Genomic DNA, 21059 nt, shown 5'->3' on the forward strand with positions numbered 1-21059 from the left:
TCGAGGAGATTTGTCGTGAAGCCCTTCATCTTCAGTGCCGACAGCCACATCATGGAGCCGCCAACCATCTTTCTTGATGGCCTGCCAGCCTCGCTCAAGCGTCACGCCATCCATTCGCGCAAGGACGGTGACTTCCTGATCACCGGCACCGAGGACAAGATCATCTATCGCCTCCGGGTCGGACAGCATCGCGAAAAGGAACTGGGCGACAACCAGCGGCGCGGCATTCGCGAAATAGCCGGCCGTCTGGACGATATGGAGATTGAAGGCATTGACGCCGAAATCTGCTTCCCCAGCCTGGGCCTGTGGCTTTACGCGCTCGACAATGCCGAGGCGGAGGCCGCGTCGGCACGCCTCTACAATGACTGGAACAACGAGTTTTTGGGCGGCCACCCCAACCGCTTTGTCCGCTGTGGCATGTTGCCAGTCCTCGACTTCTCACACACGATGGACGAACTGCGTTATCTCGCGTCAAAGGGATATACGGCGGCCATGCTGCCGGCGGTTACGCCACCGAACATGCCGAAATATAATGACGGAAAATGGGATCCGGTGTTCAATCTCGCCGGTGAACTCGGCATCGTCTTTGTCATGCACACCGGCACCGGCCTTGAATCGGTGGTGCAGGAGCGCGGAGCGGGTGCGGCGATCATCAACTATACGCTGCAGATGAATGATGCGGTGCGATCAGCAATGTATCTCGTCGCGGGTGGCGTGCTCGACCGCAATCCCAAGGCGCGGGTGGCATTTATCGAATCGGGCGCAAGCTGGCTGGTGGCGCTTGCCGAGCGGCTCGACGAAGTATCGGTGGCACATGCCAATTTCGTCTTCCCCAAGCTGAGCCGTTCACCAAGCCAGATCATCGATGATCAGGTCTGGGCAAGCTTCCAGCATGATCGTGGTTGCATTGCGGCGGCCGCTGCGGGGCTTCCGGGCGCGCGCAATGTGATGTGGGGGTCGGACTATCCGCACGCTGAAGGGACATTCCCGATTTCACGGCGGATCGTCGACGAACTGTTTGCCGGCATGGATGTCAGCGATGCGGTCCGGCGCGATGTGCTGGGGCTGAATGCGGCGCGGCTGTTCCGGATTGATCCGGTGGTTTCGACCTCTCCGACAGCGATCGCTGCCTGATTTCCCCTCTCAGCTTTGGCAGCGGCCTTTGCCCGTGGTTTCCATTGGGAACCGCGGGCATTCTTTGTCTTGGCAGAGGGCGAGATAGAGCGACTATTTGACCCCGGTCAATTTAAACAGATACCTGTTTTGGCACAGTCCTCCCGTAACGGGCCGAATCGGCCGGGAGAGGAGTTTGCCATGCGTCCCTTTGTCTTCAGCTGTGATGCCCATATTGCCGAGCCGGCCGACCTGTTCAGCAGCCGCATGCCCGAACATCTGCGCCAGTTCGTCATCCATGGCGAGGCCGATGGCGACATCCGCATCACCAAGATCGGTGAGCAGGTGATCCTGAAAATCCAGACCAATTTCCACCAGCACAAGACCGGCGCGGGTGACGCCGCATTCAACGAGCAATCGGCCCCGTCGGTCGACACCAAGCGCCGCGGAGCACGCGACCTTGATCTGCGGCTGGCCGACATGGACCGCGACGGCGTTGATGCCGAACTGGTCTTCCCCTCGCTCGGCCTGATGCTGCCGCGGATCAATGATCGCGAGGGCCAGCGGGAAGCCTGCAAGATATGGAACGACTGGGCGTGGGATTATACCGCCCCGGTGCGCGACCGGCTGATCCCCGCCGCAATGATCCCCTGCATCGATTTTGACGATGCACTGGCCGAGTGCAAGCGCACGGCGGACAAGGGCTTTGCCGCCTTTTGCCTGTGGGAAGGCCTCAACAATTACAATGACCCGCGCTGGGACCCGATCTTTGCCTTTGCCGGAAAAATGGGCATCCCGCTGGTGTTCCACACCGGCGTCGGTGACATCAACATCCGCGCTCTCAAGGGACCGGGTGGCGCCCTGTTCAACTATACGCGGCAGATGAACGATGCCGTCGATATCATCACCCAGCTGGTTGCGGGCGGCGTGCTCGATCGCAATCCAAAGGCGCATATCCTGTTCGCCGAGCATAGCGCCGGCTGGCTGTGGGGCCTCGCCGAGCGGATGGACGAGGTATATCAGGGCCATGCCCCGGCAATCAATCCGAAGCTGTCCCGGCTGCCCAGCCAGATCGTCCGCGATCAGGTGCACTGCGCGTTGCAGAATGACACAGGTTCCCTTGCGACACGGCGCGGGGTCGGCATCAGCGCACTGCTGTTCGCCACCGATTACCCCCATGCCGAAGGGACCTTCCCCTTCTCGCAAAATGTCATCGACCGGATGATTGCCGAACATCCCGACGCCACTCGCGAAGAGATTGCTGCGGTTCTGGGCGGCAATGCCGCACGCCTGTTCAGCCGGGCCAATCTGCAAGGCAAGGTCGACCAGAGGCTGCGCGAACTGGAGGCCGCCTGAAGCAGAACGGGGTGGCCTCAATGGTCACCCTGCCCGCTCCGCGCATCGCTACCCGCCGGACTCGGCGTCAGGATGAATGATCGCAGTGCGAGATGCCATGAAGGCCGCAAAACCGCCGATCAGAAGGCATAGCGACAATATGGCCAGCGCCGGCCGCAGTGACATGTCGCCATAATCAGCGGCAAACCATTGGCTCAGAAAGCCGGCGAGCGTGCCGCCGATGCCGGTTCCTGCCAGACCAATGACCATGTTGATCGTCGCTGACAGCATGGCGCGCATGGCCATGGGGACCTGCGCAAAGGCAAGGACAATCAGTGGCCCGAGATGCAGCGTCATCATGAATTTGACGACCATGAAGCAGACGAGCGCCATCCAGGGACTGTCACCAAGGGCAAAAATCAGCGCAAATGGAAAGGCAGTCAACAAGCCAGCGGCAGCAAGGATGCCGTTGAACTGGGGCCTCGCCTTGCCATAGCGGTCACCCAACCAGCCCGCGAGCAGGTTGCCGATGACAAGGCCCGCCGCCATCGCTCCACCGAGCCACCAACCCGTCTCGCTCTTGTCCATGCCATGCACGCGCTGGAAAAAGGAGGCGCCCCAGATGATCAGGGCAAAGCCGGTAATGGGGACAAAGGTCAGCACCACGGCAACCCAGCGCAATGACACCGAACCGAACATGGTGCGCAGCACGTCCTTCATGCTGATGCTGAGCCGGCTGTTGCGTTCCTCGACCGTCATGCCGCGCCGGGGCTCGGCGACAAACAGCCAGACGACAACACCCAGCACTATGCCGGGCAAGCCAACAATCAGGAACACTTCCCGCCAGCTGAACATCGTCGACAGCCAACCGGCGAGCGCAAGACCACCCGAGAGACCAACCCCGCTGGCGGCCAGCATGGCGCTGATCACCAGGGTGCGGCGTTCGGGCGGAAAGACTTCGACGAGGAGCGAATTGGCGGCTGGACCCGCCCCGGCTTCCCCGGCAGCAAGGCCGATACGGGCCAGCATCATTGTCCAGAAGCCATGGGCCGCGCCGCAAAGGGCGGTAGCGGCGCTCCACACCATCACACTAAGCGCGACAACCATGCCGCGATCCCCACGGTCGGCATAGCGCGCCACCGGAAAGGCGGCGAGCGCATAGAAAAGCGCGAAGGAAAGGCCTGTGAGCAGACCGAGTTGCCCATCCCCCAGACCCAGTTCGACCTTTATGTCGTCCTGGAAAAGCGTGAAAATCTGGCGGTCGACATAGCTCAGCACCGCGACCAGCATCAGCAGGGCCAATGTGAACCAGCGGCGCAGCGGCGAGACAGGGGTGACGGCCATCAGTGAAGTTTCCTTGCAAGCATTGGCACATCGGCAAGTGCCCGCAGCACGTCGTTGAGGTGTGTACAGCCAAGTGGTCCCGGCAATGTTTCCAGCACCGATTCCCGCAGCGCGGCCGCTGGCGTACCAATCAGCCGGTCAACATTGCGCGACGCGCCCGGGCATTCACGATAGGGCAGGATGAGGGGCGCTGCGGTCAGCGCGATGATTGTCCCGTCGCCCGCGACCGTCATGCGCACAGCATATTCGTGAATCGCGGTGCGGCTGCCCAGCGGATTGGGTCCGCTGTCCTGAAAGCCCGCCTCCGCTTCTATGCCAGCATCACTCAGCCAGACGTCGATGCGGCGCGCGCGGCGCTGGGCATGGCCTTGCTGGTCAGGCATGTCGTGCCAGCCCAGCCGGTCATCGGGGTTGATCAATGGCCCGACAATGGTCGAGCTCTGGTTGACATGATCGGGTCGCCCGCCCTCGCCCAGCGCCGACGAACCGGTGGCAAAGCCCGAGCAGATGTCGGTCATCACGCCGCCCTTGCCCGCTGTCGAGCGCTGACCGCTTTCGGCCGTGCGGCGCACCCAGTCATCGGTCCATTGCGACCAGATCCACCCGGCAACAAGGCTTGCCCCGGCGAAATCGTCGAGCAATTGGTAGAGGCAGCTGCCGCGCACATCGCCCAGCCGTGCCGAAAGAGCCAGCCGGCTGGCACCACCCGCCCGCACGCCGACCATCTGTTGCAAGCGGGGATGGTCGGGCGTGGTTTCGATCGCCAATATTTCCCTGATTGGCGAGGCGAGTATGTGGAACGTCGCCTCATCGAGGATGGTCGGCGACCCGCCATGCGCTGGCGTCAGCAGGTCGCGGGCCATGCCGCGCATGTCCTTGTTGGACGCGACACCATCCTGCCAGGTCGTGTCGATGGAGGTGGTGCGCCTGACCGATCCCGGCCGGCGCGCCGGCGCCACCCCCGCCGACTGGCGAGCCCAGGGATATTGCGCCGGTGCCTGTGTCATGGCCCGCTTCCTCAGCGCGGCGGCATGCGGATGGCACCGTCGAGGCGAATATTCTGGCCATTGAAATAGGTGTTGCGGTTGAGTTCGAGGATCAGCGAGCCGAACTCCTCGGGCTTGCCGAGCCGCTTGGGGAAGGGAACCGAGGCGTTGAGACCATCCCAGATAGCCGGTGCCTTGTCCTTGACCGCGAGCATCGGCGGGGTGGCAAAGATGCCCGGCATGATCGAATTGCAGCGGATGCCGAGATCCATCAGGTCGCGCGCCAACGGCAGGACGAGACCGTTCACCCCGGCCTTGCATGAGCCATAGGCGATCTGGCCAATCTGCGCGTCCTGCGCCGCAACCGACGCGGTCAGCGTGATGCAGCCGCGTTCGCCATCCTCCAGCGGATCGAGGCTCGCCATGCCGAGCGCCGAGAGCGACGCCATGCGGTAGGAGGCAACTAGAATGCCCTGAGCCGAAAAGGCATAATCCTCAGTCGAAAAGCGCTTCCAGCCGCCATTTTCCTTGTCCTTGGAAATGGTGCGCCCGCCCTTGGACACTTGTGCGCAATGGACGAGGATGCGTTCCTGTCCGTTGGCGGCGCGGGCGGCGGCAAAACCTTCTTCGACGCTCGCCTCATCCATGATGTTGACCTTGTGGAAGCTGCCGCCGGTGTCCGAGGCAACCTTGTTCCCCCAATCCTCATTGAGGTCGAAGATGGCGACCTTTACACCCGCCGAAGCGAGCGCATAGGCAGAGGCCCGGCCAAGACCAGAAGCGCCACCAGTGATGACGGCCGAAATGCTGTTGTCGAATTTCATCTGTCTGTTTCCTTGTCAGATCATTGGAGGGATTCGATATTGCCGCCATCGACCACCAGCACCTGTCCGGTGATGTAGCCAGCGAGGTCGGAGCAGAGAAAAGCTGCGGCAGCCGCCATGTCCTGTGGCGTACCCATGCGCCGGACGGGCCATTCGGCGACGCGTTCGGCGACATGCTCCTCATAGCCCTGCCCCTTGGCCGCAGCGATTTTGGTGAAGACCTCGCGGAACTGTTCGGTGGCGATGGCGCCGGTGCCGAGCGTGTTGACGGTAATGCCAAAGGGACCAAGCTCTGCCGAGAGCGTTTTGGACAGGGCCAGAGCCCCGACCCGGTAGGTGTTCTGCGCGGCGCGCGGCAGCTTGCGGTGCGGCTGCTTCACCGAATTTGTGCCGATGGTGAGAACGCGGCCCCAATGCTGCTCACGCATATGGGGTATGACGGCCTGCACCGCCCAGCGGAAGGCCATGACATTGTTGGTGTGGGCGGCGGCAAAGACGTCATCATCCACGTCGAGAAAGGCGCCCTTTGGCCCGGAATCGACGTTGAAGATCAGGATGTCGGGCGGACCAAAGGCGGCGGTGGCTGCTGCAACCGCATGGGCAATGCCATCCTTGGTCGTGCAATCGGCAGCGACGCCAGCGGCCTGACCGCCCTTGGTAGCGATAGCCCTGACAGCATCCTCAACCGGTCCGGCAGTACGCGCGGCGAGCACCACCCGGCAGCCTTCAGCGGCCAATTGTTCGGCGCAGCCGAGGCCAATGCCCTTTGACCCACCGAACACCAATGCCACCTTGCCGCTGATGCCGAGATCCATTGTTCAATGCTCCCGCTGGGCCTTGAGCCGGTCCTGCAACAGGCTGCTCCGGCCACTGCTGGCGGCGATGGTCGAGCCGCCATCCATCCTGAGGCTGGTGCCGGTGATGTAGCTGGCTTGCGGCGAGGCGAGGAAAAGGCAGGCGAAAGCGATGTCCTCCGGCGTGCCTGCGCGGCCGACCGGAACTGTCGCGCCATAGGCGGCAAGGCCTTCATCGCCGAGGACGGCCCGTGCCCGGTCGCTGGCAACCAGCCCGGGGTTGATCGCGTTGACGGTGATGTTTTCCGCAACAACATCCGCCGCCGCCCCGCGGACAAAGGCGTCAAGCGCGGCCTTGGCCATGCCATAGGCGGTCATGCCGGGAACAACGGTGGCGGTGCCATTGACCGAGCCGATGGCGATGAAGCGGCCACCTTGCGGCGAGGTGGCAAGGTGCGGCCGAGCGGCATCGAGCAGCCACCAGGCCGCCTTGGCGGTGCTGGCAATCCCTGCCTCCATGGCGTCATCGGAGACATGGCCAAGGCCCCCGTGGGGAATGTCGGCAGCGGCGTGGACGATGATGTCGATGCCGCCAAAGCGGGCGGCGGTGGCGTCGATCAGCGCGCGGCACTGCTCATGATGCTTGACGTCGATGCCAAATATCTCGGCAGTGCCGCCAGCGGCGCTGATCTCGGCCTTGGTCTCTTCGGCGAAGGACAGGGTGCGGGCGGCGAGCATGACATTCGCCCCCGCTGCGGCGAAAGCTAGCGCAATGCCGCGACCGACACCCCGCCCTCCACCGGTGACGATGACGGTGCGGCCGGAAAAATCGCCGCTCATGCTGACTGCTCCGCGAACAGGGCCTGCAAGCCCGGGGTTGATGGCTTCATCGACGGGGTGCGGGGGAAGTCCTTGACGAAACGGACGTGGACCGGGACGGCATAGGCAATCAGCCGCTCCCTGAGGAACGACGAGAGTGCGTCAGGGTCTGGCGCGGTCGCGCCTTCGCGCAGGATGATGGCGGCCGCAGGGACTTGGCCCAGCCGAGCGTCAGGCACGCCGACAACGGCGGCCTCGCGGATGTCGGGGTGATCATGCAGCGCCTTGACGACATCATCGGGGTGCACCTTGAAGCCACCGCGGATGATGGCGTTGTCCGCCCGGCCCATGATCCACAGATAGCGGTCCTCATCGAGAATGGCGCGATCGGTGGTGCGCAGCCACTGCATGTCGTTGGACAGTTGCGCGCCCTTGATTTCGAGCAGCCCTTCCTGCCCCGGCGGGAGGATGGCACCGCTTTCGGGATCAACCACCCGCGCCTCGACGTCGGCGTGGACGCGGCCGACCGCGCCGCGCTTTTCAGTCCAACGGGCACGGAAATCATCGATGGACCAGCCGGCGATGGCCCCGGCGAATTCGGTCGCGCCATAGTTGCCGCAGATTGGGATGCCATATTTTTCGTAAAAGGCATCGACCAGATCGGGCGGCAGCGGCGCGGTGCCACTGATCAGCGAGGAAAGGCTGGAGAGGTCTTCCGCCGCGACATCGGCTTCGAGCAGCATGCGCACGGCGGAGGGGACGGCGGGCGCGACCTTGGGCCGGTGGCGGCGGACGGTGTCGATCCAGCTGTCGACGCTGAATTTCTCGAGCAGAGCGATTTTCCGGCCGGCGGCGAGTGCGGCGATGCAGCCATAGATGCCGCCGATGTGGGTCAGCGGATTGACCACCATGGTGACGCCCGATCGCAACTGCGGGGCATCACCAAATTCGCGGCCCCGCTCGTAACGGGTGAAGCCGGCGAAACTGGCGTCAAAGGCGACACGGGTCAGCGGCACGCGCTTGGGCGTGCCGGTGGTACCGCTGGTCAGCATTTCGATGGCGACGCCGGGCGAGAGCTTTACCGGGACATTTGGCGCGGGAGCTTCGCGGCCGGGGAGCAGGCGGACGGGACCGAGCAGCGGGTCTATTTCAATGGCGGCACTGCCGGCGCGGGCGAGGCTGTCAGCAAGGCCCGGTCGGGCCATGTCCGATGCATCGGCGATAATCACCGGCAGGCTCAGCCCCTCGATATCGGCGAACAGGCGTTCGTCTGGGAGGATGGGGTTCAATGTGACAAGGCAGCGGTCGGTCGAGAGGACAGCAATGATCGCCGCGACATGGCCGGGGCGGTTGCGCAGCATGACGCCGACGCGGGCATCCTGCGGCAGACCCATGCCGTCGAGCGCGCTTTCAATAGCGGTGACGGCAGCGGCGATCTGTCCCCAGCTATACTCCTGCCCGGCGAAATCGATCTGGGTTCGCGCCGGGTCGATGGCCATTATCGCCCGCAGCTTTTCGGTCATCAGCGCCATCAGATTGACAGCCCTCCGCTCGCTTCGATGATCTGGCCGGTGACCCAGCCGGCTTCGGGGCGGAGCAGCATCATCACTGCTCCAGCAATGTCCTCGGGTTCACCCAAGCGGCGCATGGGTGTGTGCTTGGCCGTCGCCTCGTCCCAGCCGTCCTTTGCCCGGAGGGCATTGATGAAATCGGTCTTGACCGCACCGGGGGCGATGCAGTTGCAGGTGATCTGCCGCTTGGCGACGGCGAGCGCGGTGGAAAAGGTCAGGCTCTGGATGGCGCGCTTGGTCATCGCATAGCCGGCAGCGAAAGGTTGCCCAACCTTGCCCGACATGGAGCCGATGTTGACGATGCGGCCATGGTCGCGCAGCCGGGGCAACCCTGCCTGCGTGACAAAGTGCGGGCCCTTCACATTGATCGCAAATTGCTTGTCGAAATGCGCCTCATTCTCATTGGCGAGGCTGGCGTCGGCACCATCGCTGCCATAGCCCGCGTTGTTGATGAGGATGTCGAGATTGGGACTACCGCCAAACACCACGTCACAGTCGGAGAACATGCGGTTGATGCCGGCAAGAGTGGACACATCAGCCTGCACGGCAAAAGCTTGGCCGCCCGCGGAAGTGATGGAAGCCACAACATCCTGAGCTGCCGCAGCATGGCCATTGTAATTCACCGCGACATGCGCACCCTCGGCAGCAATGGTACGCGCGATGGCGGCGCCAATGCCGCGCGACGCACCGGTGACCAGTGCGGTCTTGCCCTTCAACGCACCCATCGACTCTCTCCCTGCCCCAACCCTGCCAACATAGTTGACCTAGTGCAATAGGTTGTGCGACCATAAATGGCAGGGAGTGAGTAACATGAGTGAGCTGATACTGGTCGAGCGGCAAGGTCCGCTATGCATCATCACGCTGAACCGTCCGGATCGGCACAATGCGTTCAATGATGAAATGTCGGAAGTCTTTCAGCCGATTCTGGCCGGCGCGCTGGAGGATGACAGCGCGGCGATCCTGCTGCGCGCCATTGGCAAGAGTTTCTGTTCGGGGCGCGACACCAGTGTCCTTGGCCACCGGGCGCGTGACGAGAGCGATTTCCACTTTGTCCGCCGCGCGCAACAGACGCGGCTGGCGATGCAGGATGCGACCAAGCCAATCATTGCCGCGATCAAGGGCGGCTGCATCGGCGGTGGTTGCGAACTGGCGCTGGCGGCCGATATCCGCATTGCCGACACGACGCTGAAAATGGCGCTGCCCGAAATCAACTATGGCCTGCTCCCAGATACCGGCGGCACACAGATGCTGACCGCGCTGATCGGGCCGAGCCGCACCAAATATCTGGTGATGTCGGGCGGGCGGATTGATGCTGCCACCGCTCTGGCCTGGGGCGCGGTGGATTTTGTCGTCGAACCCGAACAGCTTGATGCCGAGGCTCTGCGCATCGCGACGGAGATAGCCTCCAAGCCGCCGATCAACCTCGCCATGGCCAAGCATATAATTGATCTGATGCATGGTCCGACCATCCGCACCGGCACCCGCGCGGAACTGCTGGCCCAGACAGCGCTGTTCAAGACCGAGGATTATGCCGAAGCCCGTGCCGCACACCGCGAGGGCCGCACGCCGGTGTACAAGGGGAAGTAGGATGGGATTGCCGCTACCGCCGCCGCTTGGCGCATCCGCCCTGCCCCCCGGCACCTATGACGGACAGGTCGTCGCCGTGACCGGCGGAGGCACCGGCCTTGGCAAGGGTATGGCACTCGAATTCGCCCGGCTCGGAGCGAAAATCGCCGTACTGAGCCGCAAGCCCGACCATCTGGCTGCCGGGGTGGCGGCGATGGAGGCGGTGGGCGCTGAGGCGATTGCGGTCGCCTGTGACGTGCGCGATCCTGAGGCGATTGCCCGCGCCTTTGACGAGATTGAGGCGAAACTCGGCCCAGTGGATGTGCTGATCAACAATGCCGCCGGCAATTTCCCTGCCCCTGCCGAGGAAATGACGCCCAACGGCTTTCGCACTGTTGTCGATATCGTGCTCAACGGCACCTATAATTGCAGCCGCGAATTCGCCATCCGCCGTCTCACCGCAGGTCTCCCCGGCGCGATCCTCAACATTGGCGCGACCTATAGCTGGACCGGCGGACCGGGCACTTCCCATTCCGCTGCGGCCAAGGCCGGCGTGACCAATCTGACGCAGAGCCTCGCCGTCGAATGGGCGCCCGATGGCATCCGCGTCAACTGCATCGCGCCGGGCCGCTTCCCGCACGACGACCTGCCAGCACATATGACCCGTCACCGCGAAGGCGAGCGGGGCGACACCACCATCCCCGGCCAGCGCGTCGGCGAAGTGCGCGAGCTGGGCTGGGCAGCGACCTTCCTCTGCTCCCCCTACGCCAGCTATATCAGCGGGCATACGCTGGTGGTCGATGCCGCCAACTGGCTGCGCCGATCGCTGGTCATGCCCGAATTTGTTCCCATCCGGGAACAGTTCGGAAAGCGGGCCCGTGAAAGCGGAACGGCGCAGGCGGCGATTGCCAAGACGCGGGGTGACAACTGACGATGGAGATCGGCTTTTCGAGCGAGGAGCGCCAGTTCCGCGAGCAATGCCGCGACTGGCTGCATGCCAACGTCCCTGCCGAAAGGCGGCCGATGGACGCCATTGACGCCATCGACTTTGACAAGGCATGGCAACGCACCCTGTTCGACGCCGGCTGGGCCGGGATCAATTGGCCAGTCGACTATGGCGGCCGGGGCCTGTCGATCGTTCAACAGGTCATCTGGTTGGAGGAATATGCCCGCGCCCATGCGCCGTGGATCGGGGCCAATTTCGTCGGGGTCAATCATGGCGGTCCGACGCTGATTGCCAATGCGACCGACGAGCAGAAGGCCTATCACCTGCCCCGCATCCTCAAGGGCGAGGCGATTTGGTGCCAGGGCTTTTCGGAGCCTGGTGCCGGGTCCGATCTGGCCGGAATCAGGACCACAGGGCGCGTCGAAGGCGACGAGTTGGTGGTCAATGGTTCCAAGATCTGGACCAGCTTTGCCCATGTTGCTGACTGGCAGGAACTGGTGATCCGCACCGAACCGGGGTCATCGCGGCACAAGGGGCTGAGCTGGGTGATCTGTGACATGCACAGCCCCGGCATCACCATCCGTCCGATCCGCAAGATCAGCGGACAGACCGAATTTGCGCAGGTATTTTACGACGATGTCCGCATCCCGCTGGCTAACGTCGTCGGCGGGCTGGGCAATGGCTGGCGCGTGTCGATGTCGACGCTGGGCTTTGAACGCGGCACCGGTTTCATCGCCGATCAGGTGAAGAACGCCATTGAGGTGGAAGAATTGATCGGGAGGGCGCGGGCCAACGGCATGATCCGCGATGACCGCATTGCCGACGATCTGGCGCAGATGCGCGCGGAAGTCGCGGCTCTCAGGGCGATGACCTATCGCAACATCTCCGAAGTGATCCGTACCGGACAGCCGGGCCCCGAGTCATCGGTCATCCGCCTGTTCACCTCCGAACTCGGCCAGCGGATCGAGCGCATGGCCGTGACCCTGATGGGTGAGGCGATGATCGATTTTGCCTATGGCGATGATGATGCAGTCGCCGACTATCTGAGGGGGTTTGCCGCGACCATTGCTGGCGGCACGGCGCAGATCCAGCGCGACATCATCGGTGAGCGCTTGCTCGGCCTGCCCAAATCGCGGTGAGGAGGCGAGGATGGACCTGACACCCAGCGCCGAACAAGAGGCCTTTCTGACCGCCACGTCTGACTGGTGCCGCGACGCGATGCCGATCGAGGCTGCGCGAGCGCGGCCGGCCAACCTTTGGCAGCAACTGGAAGCGATGGGGCTGACCGGCATCAGCGCGCCCGAGGCTCAGGGTGGTATGGGCCTGGAATTCGGCACCGAAGCACTGGTTTTCGCGGAGCTGGGTCGGCATCTGGCGCCGATAGCACTGATATCCACGGCGGTGGTGCGCCACTCGACCGATCATGCCGCAAAGGCCGGACTGACCCTCGCAGGTGCTGGAGCCGTCCGGCTGCTTGATGCGAGGGACGCTGGAATTGCTCTGGGCGTTCGCGACGGGCGGGTGGCGACGTTCGACGTGCCCGCTGGGCTAACATGGGGCGTGGCGATAGACCAGACCGTGCCCTTGGCCCGCGTCGCTCCCTCGCCGGACGGCTCTGACATTTCCGCCCCACGCGCCGCCCTGCACCTGCAATTGCTCGCCGCTGCCTTTGCCCTTGGCGCTGCCGATCTCGCCCGCGACATGGCAGCAGACTATGCCAAGGTGCGTGAGCAGTTTGACCGGCCGATTGGCTGGTTCCAGGCGATCAAGCATATCTGCGCTGACATGGCTGTGCGCTGCGCGGTGGCGCGGTCGCAGCTTTATTACGCGGCCTGTGCGCTTGATGCGGGGACCGGCGATGCGGCCTTTCATGTCGCGGCGGCCAAGCGGCTGGCTGACAGAGCGGCGCTCGACAATGGCCGGGCCAATATCCAGGTGCATGGCGGCATCGGCATGACCGACGAAGCCTATGCCCATCTGCCGCTGAAGCGCGCCCACTTGCTTGGCTTCATCGCGCCAGTATCATCGTCCGATCTGTTGACCCCCGAACTGGAGCCCGCCTGATGACCGCCACCGCCGCATGGGCTGCCACCGCCGCCGACGCACCGATCGCCCCTCTGACCATCGAACGCCGGGCGCTGCGGCCGGAGGATGTCGATATTGCCATCACCCATTGCGGGGTTTGCCATTCCGATTTGCACACGGCGCGCAATGACTGGGGCCGGACGACCTATCCTATCGTGCCGGGCCATGAGATCGTCGGCATCGTCCGCGCTGTCGGCAGCGCCGTCGGCAGGGTCAGGGTCGGCGACCGGGTCGCGGTCGGCTGCATGGTCGACAGCTGCCTCGCCTGCGATGCGTGCGAAGACCATCAGGAGCAATATTGCCACAAGGGCATGACCGGCACCTACAACAGCAAGGACCGGCAGGATGGTTCGCCCACTTATGGCGGCTATTCAAGCGGCATTGTCGTGCGGCAGGAATTTGTCCTGACCGTGCCTGACGCGCTCGACATGGCGCGGGCGGCACCGCTGCTGTGCGCCGGGATCACAAGCTACTCGCCGCTCAAGAACTGGAACGTCGGGCCGGGCAGCCGGGTCGGTGTCATTGGCCTGGGTGGACTGGGACACATGGGCGTCAAGCTGGCCAAGGGGCTGGGTGCGGAGGTGACGATGATCACCACCTCGCCCGCCAAGGGGGCCGACGCCAAGGCCTTGGGCGCCGACCATGTGCTGATCTCGACCGACCGCGATGCGATGAAAGGGGCGGCGCGCAGTTTCGATTTCCTGCTCGACACCATCCCGGTGCCGCATGAGCTGCCGCCCTATCTGGCGCTGCTCGACCGGCAGGGGACACTGTGCCTCGTTGGCGCAATCGACATGCTGCCCAGCTTCCACTCCGGCCTGTTGCTCGGCGGGCAAAAGGCGGTGGCGGGTTCGGGCATCGGCGGCATTGCGGAAACACAGGAGATGCTCGATTTCTGTGCCGAGAAGGGGATTTTGCCCGACGTCGAGGTGATCCGCATGGACGAGATCAACCATGCCTATGAGCGGATGGAAAAGGCCGACGTCAAATATCGCTTTGTCATCGACATGGCAACGATTGGCGGCTGAACCGGCGGTTGGCGCTCCGACTCAGCCCGTGTCGTCCACCAGCGACTGGAACTGGGCGGCAAGCCATGCCCGGGTGGCGGAGGCAACCTCTCCCTTCAACACGTCGAGCGGGTAGAGCAAGCGGTAGGTGAAAAAGCCGGAGGCGAGCATCACCATGCGCGCCGCCCGCTCCTCCGCATCATCCCGGTCAAACCAGCGGACCAGCGGTTCCATGACCAGCGACCGCAACAGTCGGTCGGCAATCTCCCGCGAGACCGGATCGGCAGTGGCGAGGACGAGGATCGGCAGCGGGTTGATGCGGTCACCGGGATCGGTGGTGAAGGTACGCATCACCGCCTCGCCATAGCCGTGGCGGGGAACCTCGGTCAGCAGGCGCGTGTCGAGCAGGTCGGCGAGCGCCTCCTCAAACAGCCTTTCCTTTGAGCCGAAATAGCGGCTGACGAGCGACGGATTGACCTCTGCCGCGCCGGTAATCTCGCGCACGCCGACAGCGGCATAGCCACGCTGGGCAAAGGCCCGCTGCGCCGCGCGCAAAATCGCCTCGCGCGTGCGTTCCGCGTCTCTTGGCCTGACGGCTGCATCCATGCGACTCCCCCTCTCCGATTGCCGCTTGACAGTCAAGTAAACGCCTGTTTACATCTTTGCAAGGCTGGGAAAAGCTGGAGAGAGATGATGAGCGATTTGGCCGTTGCCGAGCGTGACCGCGCGCCGGTGTATGAGTTCGATTATTTCCGCGACCCCGGCATCCTCGAAGACATTCACAAGGGCTATTGGGCGCTCAAGGAAAAGGCGCCGCCGCTGTTCTGGACGCCATGCAATGGCGGCCATTGGGTCACGACCAAGGCCGATGTCATCACCAAGGTGCTGCGTCACCCGGAGATATTCTCCAGCAAATTCCTGTCGATCCCGCCCAATCCGGCGCAGCCCAAGATGATCCCCGAGTCGCTCGATCCGCCAGAGCACCGGCCCTATCGCCAGATGCTGCGCCCCTTTTTCGAGGGGAAGGCGATCGCCCCGCTTGAGCCGCGCATCACCGAATGGACCACCGAGCTGATCGACCGCGTCGCCGACAAGGGCGAATGCGACTTTGTCGAGGCGGTGGCCTCCCGCCTGCCGGTCAATGTCTTCATGGAAATCTTTGGTTTTCCGATGGAGCGCTTTGTCGAGTTCCGCAGCATCTCGAACCGCTATTTCGACCACGCGACCGATGAGCAGACGCGAATGCAACTGACCGGCGCGATCATCACCATGCTGTCCGACCTGATTCAGGCACGTATGGCCGAGCCCAGGGAAGACCTGATCTCGACCCTCATCTCCGTACCCTTTGAAGGGCGCAAGCTGACCTTTGAGGAACTGATGTCGATCGGTTTCCTCATGTTCCTCGCCGGGCTCGACACGGTGACCAACGCGATGAGCTGGGGCATGCGCCACCTCGCCCATGACCCGGCGCTGAGGCAGCGGATCATCGACGATCCTGCCTGCATTCCCAATGCCGTGGAAGAATTGCTGCGCCGCTACGCCTTTGTCTCGACGCCGCGCTATCTGGTGCAGGACACGGTTATAGACGGCATCGAGATTAAGGCCGGGGAGTCGATTCTCGCGCCGCTGATGATGGTCGGCTGGGACGAGAAGCTGACCGACAATCCCGACAAGGTCGATGTCGACCGGGCGCATTTCCGCCACGCCGCCTTTGGTTCAGGGGTGCATACATGCCTTGGGCTACATCTGGCCCGGATGGAGTTGGCGATCTTTTATCGCCTGTGGTTCGAGAAGATCGGCCATTTCGAGGAAGACAGGAGCAAGCCGAGCCCGCGGATGCGCGGCGGATCGGTCATGGCGTGCGAGACGCTACATCTCAAATGGGGATGATGGTCCCGAAACAGAGCACATAACAAAGAGATTTGGAGAGGAGCCGTCATGGCAGACACTATCCCGACCGTACACCTGCACCTTGGCCACGACCAGCGCACCACCGGCAGCGGCGGCACCCGTGACCATATCCACCCGGTCACCGGCGAAGTGCTGGCGCGCATCCCGCTCGCCGGCCCCGCCGAGGTAGAGGAGGCTGTCGCCAAGGCTGCAGCAGCGCAAGAGGCTTGGCGCAACTTCTCACCCGAAGCCCGGCGCGACATGTTGTTCCGCCTCGCCGATCTGGTCGAGTCCAAAACCACCGAGTTCGCCCGTATGGCTGCCCTCGATGGCGGCACCCCGCTGATCCAGGGTGAACGCGGTGTCGGCCTCGCCGTGGCATGGACGCGTTACTATGCCGGCTGGTGCGACAAGCTGACCGGTGACCTGATGTCGACGTTCCAGACGCGCGGCGAATTCTCCTACAATGTGCCCGAACCCATCGGCATTGTCGGCATCATCAATACCTGGAACGGCCCTCTGATCGGCCTCGGCATGAAGGTGGCTCCGGCGCTGGCAGCCGGCAATTGCGTGATCTGCAAGCCCGCGGAGATCACGCCCTTTGCCCCTGAACTGTTCGCCCAGTGCGCAAAAGAGGCTGGCATCCCGGACGGTGTGCTGACCATCCTGCCCGGCACCGGCGAAGCAGGCGAGGCCATCGTCCGCCACCCCAAGGTGCGCAAGATCAGCTTCACCGGCGGGCCGATCACGGCGCGCAAAATCCTCGCGGCGGCGGCCGAGCAGATCAAGCCGAGCGTCATGGAACTGGGCGGCAAGTCAGCCAGCCTGATGTTCCCCGATTGCGACGTGCAGAAGGCCTGCGAGCGGGCGATCTTCTGGACCATCGGCATCCTGTCTGGCCAAGGCTGCGCCCTGCCCACCCGTCTGCTGGTGCATGAGGCCATCTATGACGAGGTGCTGGAACGACTCACCGCCCTCGCTGCCCACTTCAAGGTCGGCGACCCGATGACGCCGGGCGTCATGGTCGGCCCGCTGATCAACAGCGCAGCGGTCGACCGCGTCATGGGCATGTTCGACCGGGTGCGCGACGAAAAAACCGGCCGCTTCATCGTCGGCGGCAACCGCTGCGGCGGCGAACTGGCAAACGGCAATTTCATCGAACCGACGATCATCGCCGACGTCGATCCCGACAGTGAGATCGCCCAAGTCGAAATCTTTGGCCCGGCGCTGGTCGTGATGAAGTTCAAGGATGAGGATGAGGCCGTCGCCATCGCCAACAACAGTGAATATGGCCTCGCCGCCTATATCCAGTCAAACGACATGGCGCTGATCCACCGGGTTGCCGAGCGGCTCAACGCGGGCGGCGTCTATGTCAATGGCGCGACCCAGATCAACGCGCACACGCCCTTTGGCGGGGTCGGCATCTCCGGCTTTGGCAAGGAAGGCGGCAAGGCAGGGCTCGATGAGTTCCTGCACTACAAGACCGTCACCATCACCGCCGAGCATGGCATTTTCAGCTGAACCGGAAGGGGCAAGTTCATGGCGTTCACTAACGACAAATTCCGCCTCGACGGCAAGGTTGCCATTGTCACTGGCGCCGGCGGACGCGGCAACAGCATTGGCCGTGCGTACGCCTTTGGCCTCGCCAACGCCGGCGCAGCCGTCGTCGTCGCTGACCTCAATGCCGAGGGCGCGGCGCGGGTGGCAGAAGAAATCAGCGCGGCGGGGGGCAAGGCGCTCGCGGTACAGGTTGATATCACCGACCGGGATTCCGTGGCGTCCATGGCAGAGGCCGCAGCCAAGGCCTTTGGCGGCATCGACATCCTCGTCAACAATGCCGCGCTGATGGTGGAAGTGGTTGCCACTCCCGCGATGCAGAGCAGCATGGAAAACCTCGACCGCATCCTCAAGGTCAACCTGCACGGCGCGCTGAACTGTGCGCAGGCGGTGGTACCGTTCATGAGCAAGCGCGGCGGCGGGCGGATCGTCAATGCCCTGTCGGCTGGAGCCTTCCCGGCCCAGTCGCTCTATGGCGTATCAAAGATCGCCTTGCTCGGATTGACCACCACACTGGCGACGGAACTCGGCAGCCAGAACATCACCGTCAACGCCATCGCCCCCGGCATGACCAAGAGCGACGCAGGCCTGTCGCTGACCCCCGACGACAGCCCACTGGTCAAGGCGCTGGCCGGACGCACACCCATTCACCTGCGCGGCGAGCCCGACGAACTTGTCGGCCCGCTGATCATGCTGGTATCCGAGGCTGGCAGCTGGATGACTGGCCAGTCGATCAACGTCGACGGCGGCTGGGTGATGCGCAACTGAGTGGAAGCGATGCCGCCTGCTCTCAGGCGGCGTTGTTCCGCAGCAGATGCTTGAGGATCTTGCCCGTCGCATTGCGGGGCAAGGCGTCGACCAACGTCAACTTTTCGGGCGTCTTTTGCCGGGCAATCCCGGCTGCGGCGAAATGCGCGCGGATGGCGTCAAGGGTCAACGTCTGGCCGGGGCGGGCAACAATAACCGCGTGGACGACTTCGCCCATCCGCTCATGCTTGGCGGCGACCACCGCGACTTCGGCGACTTGCGGCAAATCGAGCAGCAGCTCTTCGACCTCTTTGGACGAGATATTTTCGCCGCCGCGAATGATGATGTCCTTCTTGCGGTCAGTGATCAGCAGATATCCTTCGGCATCGAGCCGACCGATGTCGCCAGTGCGATACCATCCGCCGGGGAGGAAGGCAGCCGCGTTCAACGCCTCGTCATAATAGCCGACGAACAGTTCCGGCCCCCGCGTGGCGATTTCGCCCTCTTCGCCCGGCGGCACGTCACGCCCGTCATCATCGACAAAGCGCAATTCACTGCCAGCCATCACCCGGCCCTCAGTATGCAGCTGCTTGTCGAGAGGATCGTCGACGGTACCGCTAGTGACTGTGGGATGCTCGCTTGAGCCATAGCAATGATAGACGGCGATGCCGCGCGCGAGACTGCGCTCCACCAATGTCGACGGTACAGGCGCGGCGCCGACCAGATAGTTGATCAGCGATCCGACATCGCGACCGTCCCGTTCAGCCGCCTCGATGATACCAGAGAGGTGAAAGGGCGTCCCCGATGAAGAGGTGACGCGATGCTCCTCGATCAGACGGGCAGCGGCAGTCGCGTCCCATTGGTCCATCGCGACAATCGGCACGCCATGAACAAGAAAGCGCAGCATCGACAGGGCACCGGCGACATGGCCGGGAGGCCAGGGCGACAAGACCACCTCATTCTGCACATGGCCGCGCGCCGCCTGTTGCACCGCCAGTTCGGCGAGCAGGCTGCGGTGGCTGTGCTTGACGCCCTTGGGGTCAGCGGTCGTGCCCGACGTATACACCAGCATCGCCAGATCATCAGGCGCGGCGGGCACAGCGGGGAGGACTGGACCATCCGCCTCGAGACGGTCAAAGGCCTCGCCCAGACAGACATGTCGGTCGAGCGCGGGCAGGTCGCCGCAATCCGCCACAACCGCCGCATAATCGACGCCGCGCCACTGTTCGGGTGTAAACAGCCAGCGCGCACCGCTTTGCCGCAGGATGAAGCCCAGTTCCTTGGCACCATAGATGGTGACGACTGGGAGGATCACAGCGCCGGCATGGGCACAGGCCACCGCGCAGACAAGCCATTCGCGCCAGTTGGGCAGCATGACCGCGATGCGGTCGCCCGGCGCGATCCCCGCCTCAATCATCCGGCTGCCGAGCCGTTGCCCGGCGGCATGAATGTCAGCGAGCTGCGTCTGCGATGGCCTCACCTCGCTGTAGACGGTAAAGTGGCTGTCTGGCGTCTGGCTGGTGGCCGCCGCAAAGGCCGCTGAAAAAGTCTGCAATGTCATTGTGAATCGGTCAGCGCAGCGAGTCAACGATACGCTCGCCCTCGTCCTGATCGGTCCATGTCTTGTTGGCATTGTTGAGGTGCAGGCGCCAATGCGCAACCGCCCCTTCAATATCGCCGGCATCAATCAAGCCGATCAGCTTTTCATAGGATTTGAAGCCGACCTGGATACTCTTGAAACGCGCCTCATTGGAGCGGACATGACGGCGCTGATAGTCATTCTGGTGGGTACGGGCGAGGTTGAGCAACATCCCGTTCATGAAACTCAGCGTTTTGTTGCCGGTCGCTTCGACCAGCACCTGGTGAAAATAGGCCACGCTGTCGATGAACTCATCATACTGGCCATTGGCGGCCATGACGCTGAGTTCCTGGAGCACCTTGCGCAGTTTCGCCATACCCGGCGTCTGGCCTTTGGCCGTCGCCAGCCAGCGAACAACGGTCGGTTCGATTGCCAGTCGTGCCTGATAAAGGTCGGCGATCGTCGTTCCCTGTGCTTCAAGCACATAACCGGCATAGCGCGAGACCAGCTCGGTGGACGGCTTGTGCACCTTGGCCCCGGTTCGCGAACCACGCACGACGCTTATCAGGCTTTCGGCTTCAAGGATGCGAAAGGCTTCGCGCAAGGTCGGGCGTGAAATGCCGAGAGATTCCATCAACTGGCCCTCGGGCGGAAGGAAGTCCCCCTCCGCCAGCTCGCCGCGAATGATCTGCGCTCGTATCTGATCGGCCACCAATTCTGATGTTTTCGGCACACGAATGCGTGCATTTGACTGGTCTTGACGGTTGCTTTCGATCACCGATACGGTCATGGGACGTCATCTCATTGCCACAGGCCGGACGGGCCTTTGATAACAAGGTATACCATTTATACTAGGTTTTACACCTGCAATCGTCTATGCGGTGGTTTGCACCCCT

The 21059-nt window shown here is 63.4% G+C and carries 20 protein-coding genes; 10 read left to right on the top strand and 10 right to left on the bottom strand.

Annotation, left to right across the window (positions count from 1 at the left end; genetic code table 11):
• Positions 1-15: 15 nt before the first annotated feature.
• Positions 16-1134, top strand: a complete 1119-nt coding sequence (locus GV829_RS02150) for an amidohydrolase family protein (protein ID WP_169943614.1) — start codon at positions 16-18, stop codon at positions 1132-1134.
• A gap of 180 nt (positions 1135-1314) precedes the next feature.
• Positions 1315-2469 carry an amidohydrolase family protein gene (locus GV829_RS02155; RefSeq protein ID WP_169943615.1) on the top strand — a complete coding sequence of 385 codons (1155 nt, stop codon included), beginning with the start codon at positions 1315-1317 and terminating at the stop codon, positions 2467-2469.
• Between the two features lie 48 nt (positions 2470-2517).
• Here GV829_RS02155 and GV829_RS02160 read toward each other — a convergent pair whose 3' ends face one another.
• The 7 genes from GV829_RS02160 to GV829_RS02190 are packed head-to-tail and all read right to left on the bottom strand — an operon-like array spanning position 2518 to position 9511.
• Positions 2518-3792 (bottom strand): MFS transporter, encoded by a 1275-nt coding sequence (locus tag GV829_RS02160; RefSeq protein ID WP_169943616.1) that lies wholly within the window; start codon positions 3790-3792, stop codon positions 2518-2520.
• Entirely contained in the window at positions 3792-4799 is a 1008-nt protein-coding gene (locus GV829_RS02165) for a DUF2889 domain-containing protein (RefSeq protein WP_169943617.1), read from the bottom strand. Before GV829_RS02165 ends, GV829_RS02160 begins: the two co-directional genes overlap by 1 nt.
• A gap of 11 nt (positions 4800-4810) precedes the next feature.
• Complete coding sequence (locus GV829_RS02170; protein WP_169943618.1) at positions 4811-5602, bottom strand: SDR family oxidoreductase; 792 nt, start codon at positions 5600-5602, stop codon at positions 4811-4813.
• A gap of 20 nt (positions 5603-5622) precedes the next feature.
• Positions 5623-6417, bottom strand: a complete 795-nt coding sequence (locus GV829_RS02175; protein ID WP_169943619.1) for an SDR family oxidoreductase — start codon at positions 6415-6417, stop codon at positions 5623-5625.
• A 3-nt stretch (positions 6418-6420) separates the two neighbouring features.
• Positions 6421-7236, bottom strand: coding sequence for an SDR family NAD(P)-dependent oxidoreductase (locus GV829_RS02180; RefSeq protein WP_169943620.1), 816 nt, complete (start codon positions 7234-7236; stop codon positions 6421-6423).
• Positions 7233-8747 (bottom strand): class I adenylate-forming enzyme family protein, encoded by a 1515-nt coding sequence (locus GV829_RS02185; RefSeq protein ID WP_169943621.1) that lies wholly within the window; start codon positions 8745-8747, stop codon positions 7233-7235. The genes GV829_RS02180 and GV829_RS02185 overlap by 4 nt, the downstream gene beginning before the upstream one ends.
• A complete protein-coding gene (locus GV829_RS02190) occupies positions 8747-9511 on the bottom strand; it encodes an SDR family NAD(P)-dependent oxidoreductase (RefSeq protein WP_169943622.1) in 765 nt (254 codons plus the stop codon). Before GV829_RS02190 ends, GV829_RS02185 begins: the two co-directional genes overlap by 1 nt.
• An 85-nt stretch (positions 9512-9596) precedes the next feature.
• Between GV829_RS02190 and GV829_RS02195 the strand changes: the two genes are divergently transcribed.
• The 5 genes from GV829_RS02195 to GV829_RS02215 are packed head-to-tail and all read left to right on the top strand — an operon-like array spanning position 9597 to position 14411.
• Positions 9597-10373, top strand: coding sequence for an enoyl-CoA hydratase/isomerase family protein (locus tag GV829_RS02195; RefSeq protein ID WP_169943623.1), 777 nt, complete (start codon positions 9597-9599; stop codon positions 10371-10373).
• 1 nt (position 10374) lies between these two features.
• Positions 10375-11283, top strand: coding sequence for an SDR family oxidoreductase (locus tag GV829_RS02200; protein WP_169943624.1), 909 nt, complete (start codon positions 10375-10377; stop codon positions 11281-11283).
• 2 nt (positions 11284-11285) lie between these two features.
• A complete protein-coding gene (locus tag GV829_RS02205) occupies positions 11286-12437 on the top strand; it encodes an acyl-CoA dehydrogenase family protein (protein ID WP_169943625.1) in 1152 nt (383 codons plus the stop codon).
• Positions 12438-12447: 10 nt separating this feature from the next.
• Positions 12448-13362, top strand: a complete 915-nt coding sequence (locus tag GV829_RS02210) for an acyl-CoA dehydrogenase family protein (protein ID WP_169943626.1) — start codon at positions 12448-12450, stop codon at positions 13360-13362.
• Complete coding sequence (locus GV829_RS02215; protein WP_169943627.1) at positions 13362-14411, top strand: NAD(P)-dependent alcohol dehydrogenase; 1050 nt, start codon at positions 13362-13364, stop codon at positions 14409-14411. Before GV829_RS02210 ends, GV829_RS02215 begins: the two co-directional genes overlap by 1 nt.
• 21 nt (positions 14412-14432) lie before the next feature.
• On the opposite strand, the gene GV829_RS02220 is transcribed toward GV829_RS02215, so the two are convergent.
• On the bottom strand, positions 14433-14996 hold the full coding sequence (locus GV829_RS02220) for a TetR/AcrR family transcriptional regulator (RefSeq protein WP_169943628.1): 564 nt from the start codon (positions 14994-14996) through the stop codon (positions 14433-14435).
• Between the two features lie 84 nt (positions 14997-15080).
• Between GV829_RS02220 and GV829_RS02225 the strand changes: the two genes are divergently transcribed.
• From GV829_RS02225 to GV829_RS02235, 3 genes are read left to right on the top strand one after another with little or no spacing between them, the layout of a single operon-like run.
• On the top strand, positions 15081-16280 hold the full coding sequence (locus GV829_RS02225) for a cytochrome P450 (protein WP_169943629.1): 1200 nt from the start codon (positions 15081-15083) through the stop codon (positions 16278-16280).
• A 48-nt stretch (positions 16281-16328) separates the two neighbouring features.
• Positions 16329-17801 (top strand): aldehyde dehydrogenase family protein, encoded by a 1473-nt coding sequence (locus GV829_RS02230; RefSeq protein ID WP_169943630.1) that lies wholly within the window; start codon positions 16329-16331, stop codon positions 17799-17801.
• A gap of 18 nt (positions 17802-17819) precedes the next feature.
• The gene (locus GV829_RS02235; protein WP_169943631.1) at positions 17820-18605 is read left to right on the top strand and encodes an SDR family oxidoreductase; all 786 of its coding nucleotides are present in this window, start codon (positions 17820-17822) and stop codon (positions 18603-18605) included.
• Positions 18606-18627: 22 nt separating this feature from the next.
• Here GV829_RS02235 and GV829_RS02240 read toward each other — a convergent pair whose 3' ends face one another.
• Together GV829_RS02240 and GV829_RS02245 are read right to left on the bottom strand one after the other, a co-directional pair.
• The gene (locus tag GV829_RS02240; protein ID WP_169943632.1) at positions 18628-20145 is read right to left on the bottom strand and encodes an AMP-binding protein; all 1518 of its coding nucleotides are present in this window, start codon (positions 20143-20145) and stop codon (positions 18628-18630) included.
• A gap of 10 nt (positions 20146-20155) precedes the next feature.
• Complete coding sequence (locus tag GV829_RS02245) at positions 20156-20953, bottom strand: FadR/GntR family transcriptional regulator (protein ID WP_169943633.1); 798 nt, start codon at positions 20951-20953, stop codon at positions 20156-20158.
• Between the last annotated feature and the right edge of the window lie 106 nt (positions 20954-21059).

The sequence above is a fragment of the Sphingomonas lacunae genome (assembly GCF_012979535.1).
Taxonomy (GTDB): Bacteria; Pseudomonadota; Alphaproteobacteria; order Sphingomonadales; family Sphingomonadaceae; genus Sphingopyxis; species Sphingopyxis lacunae.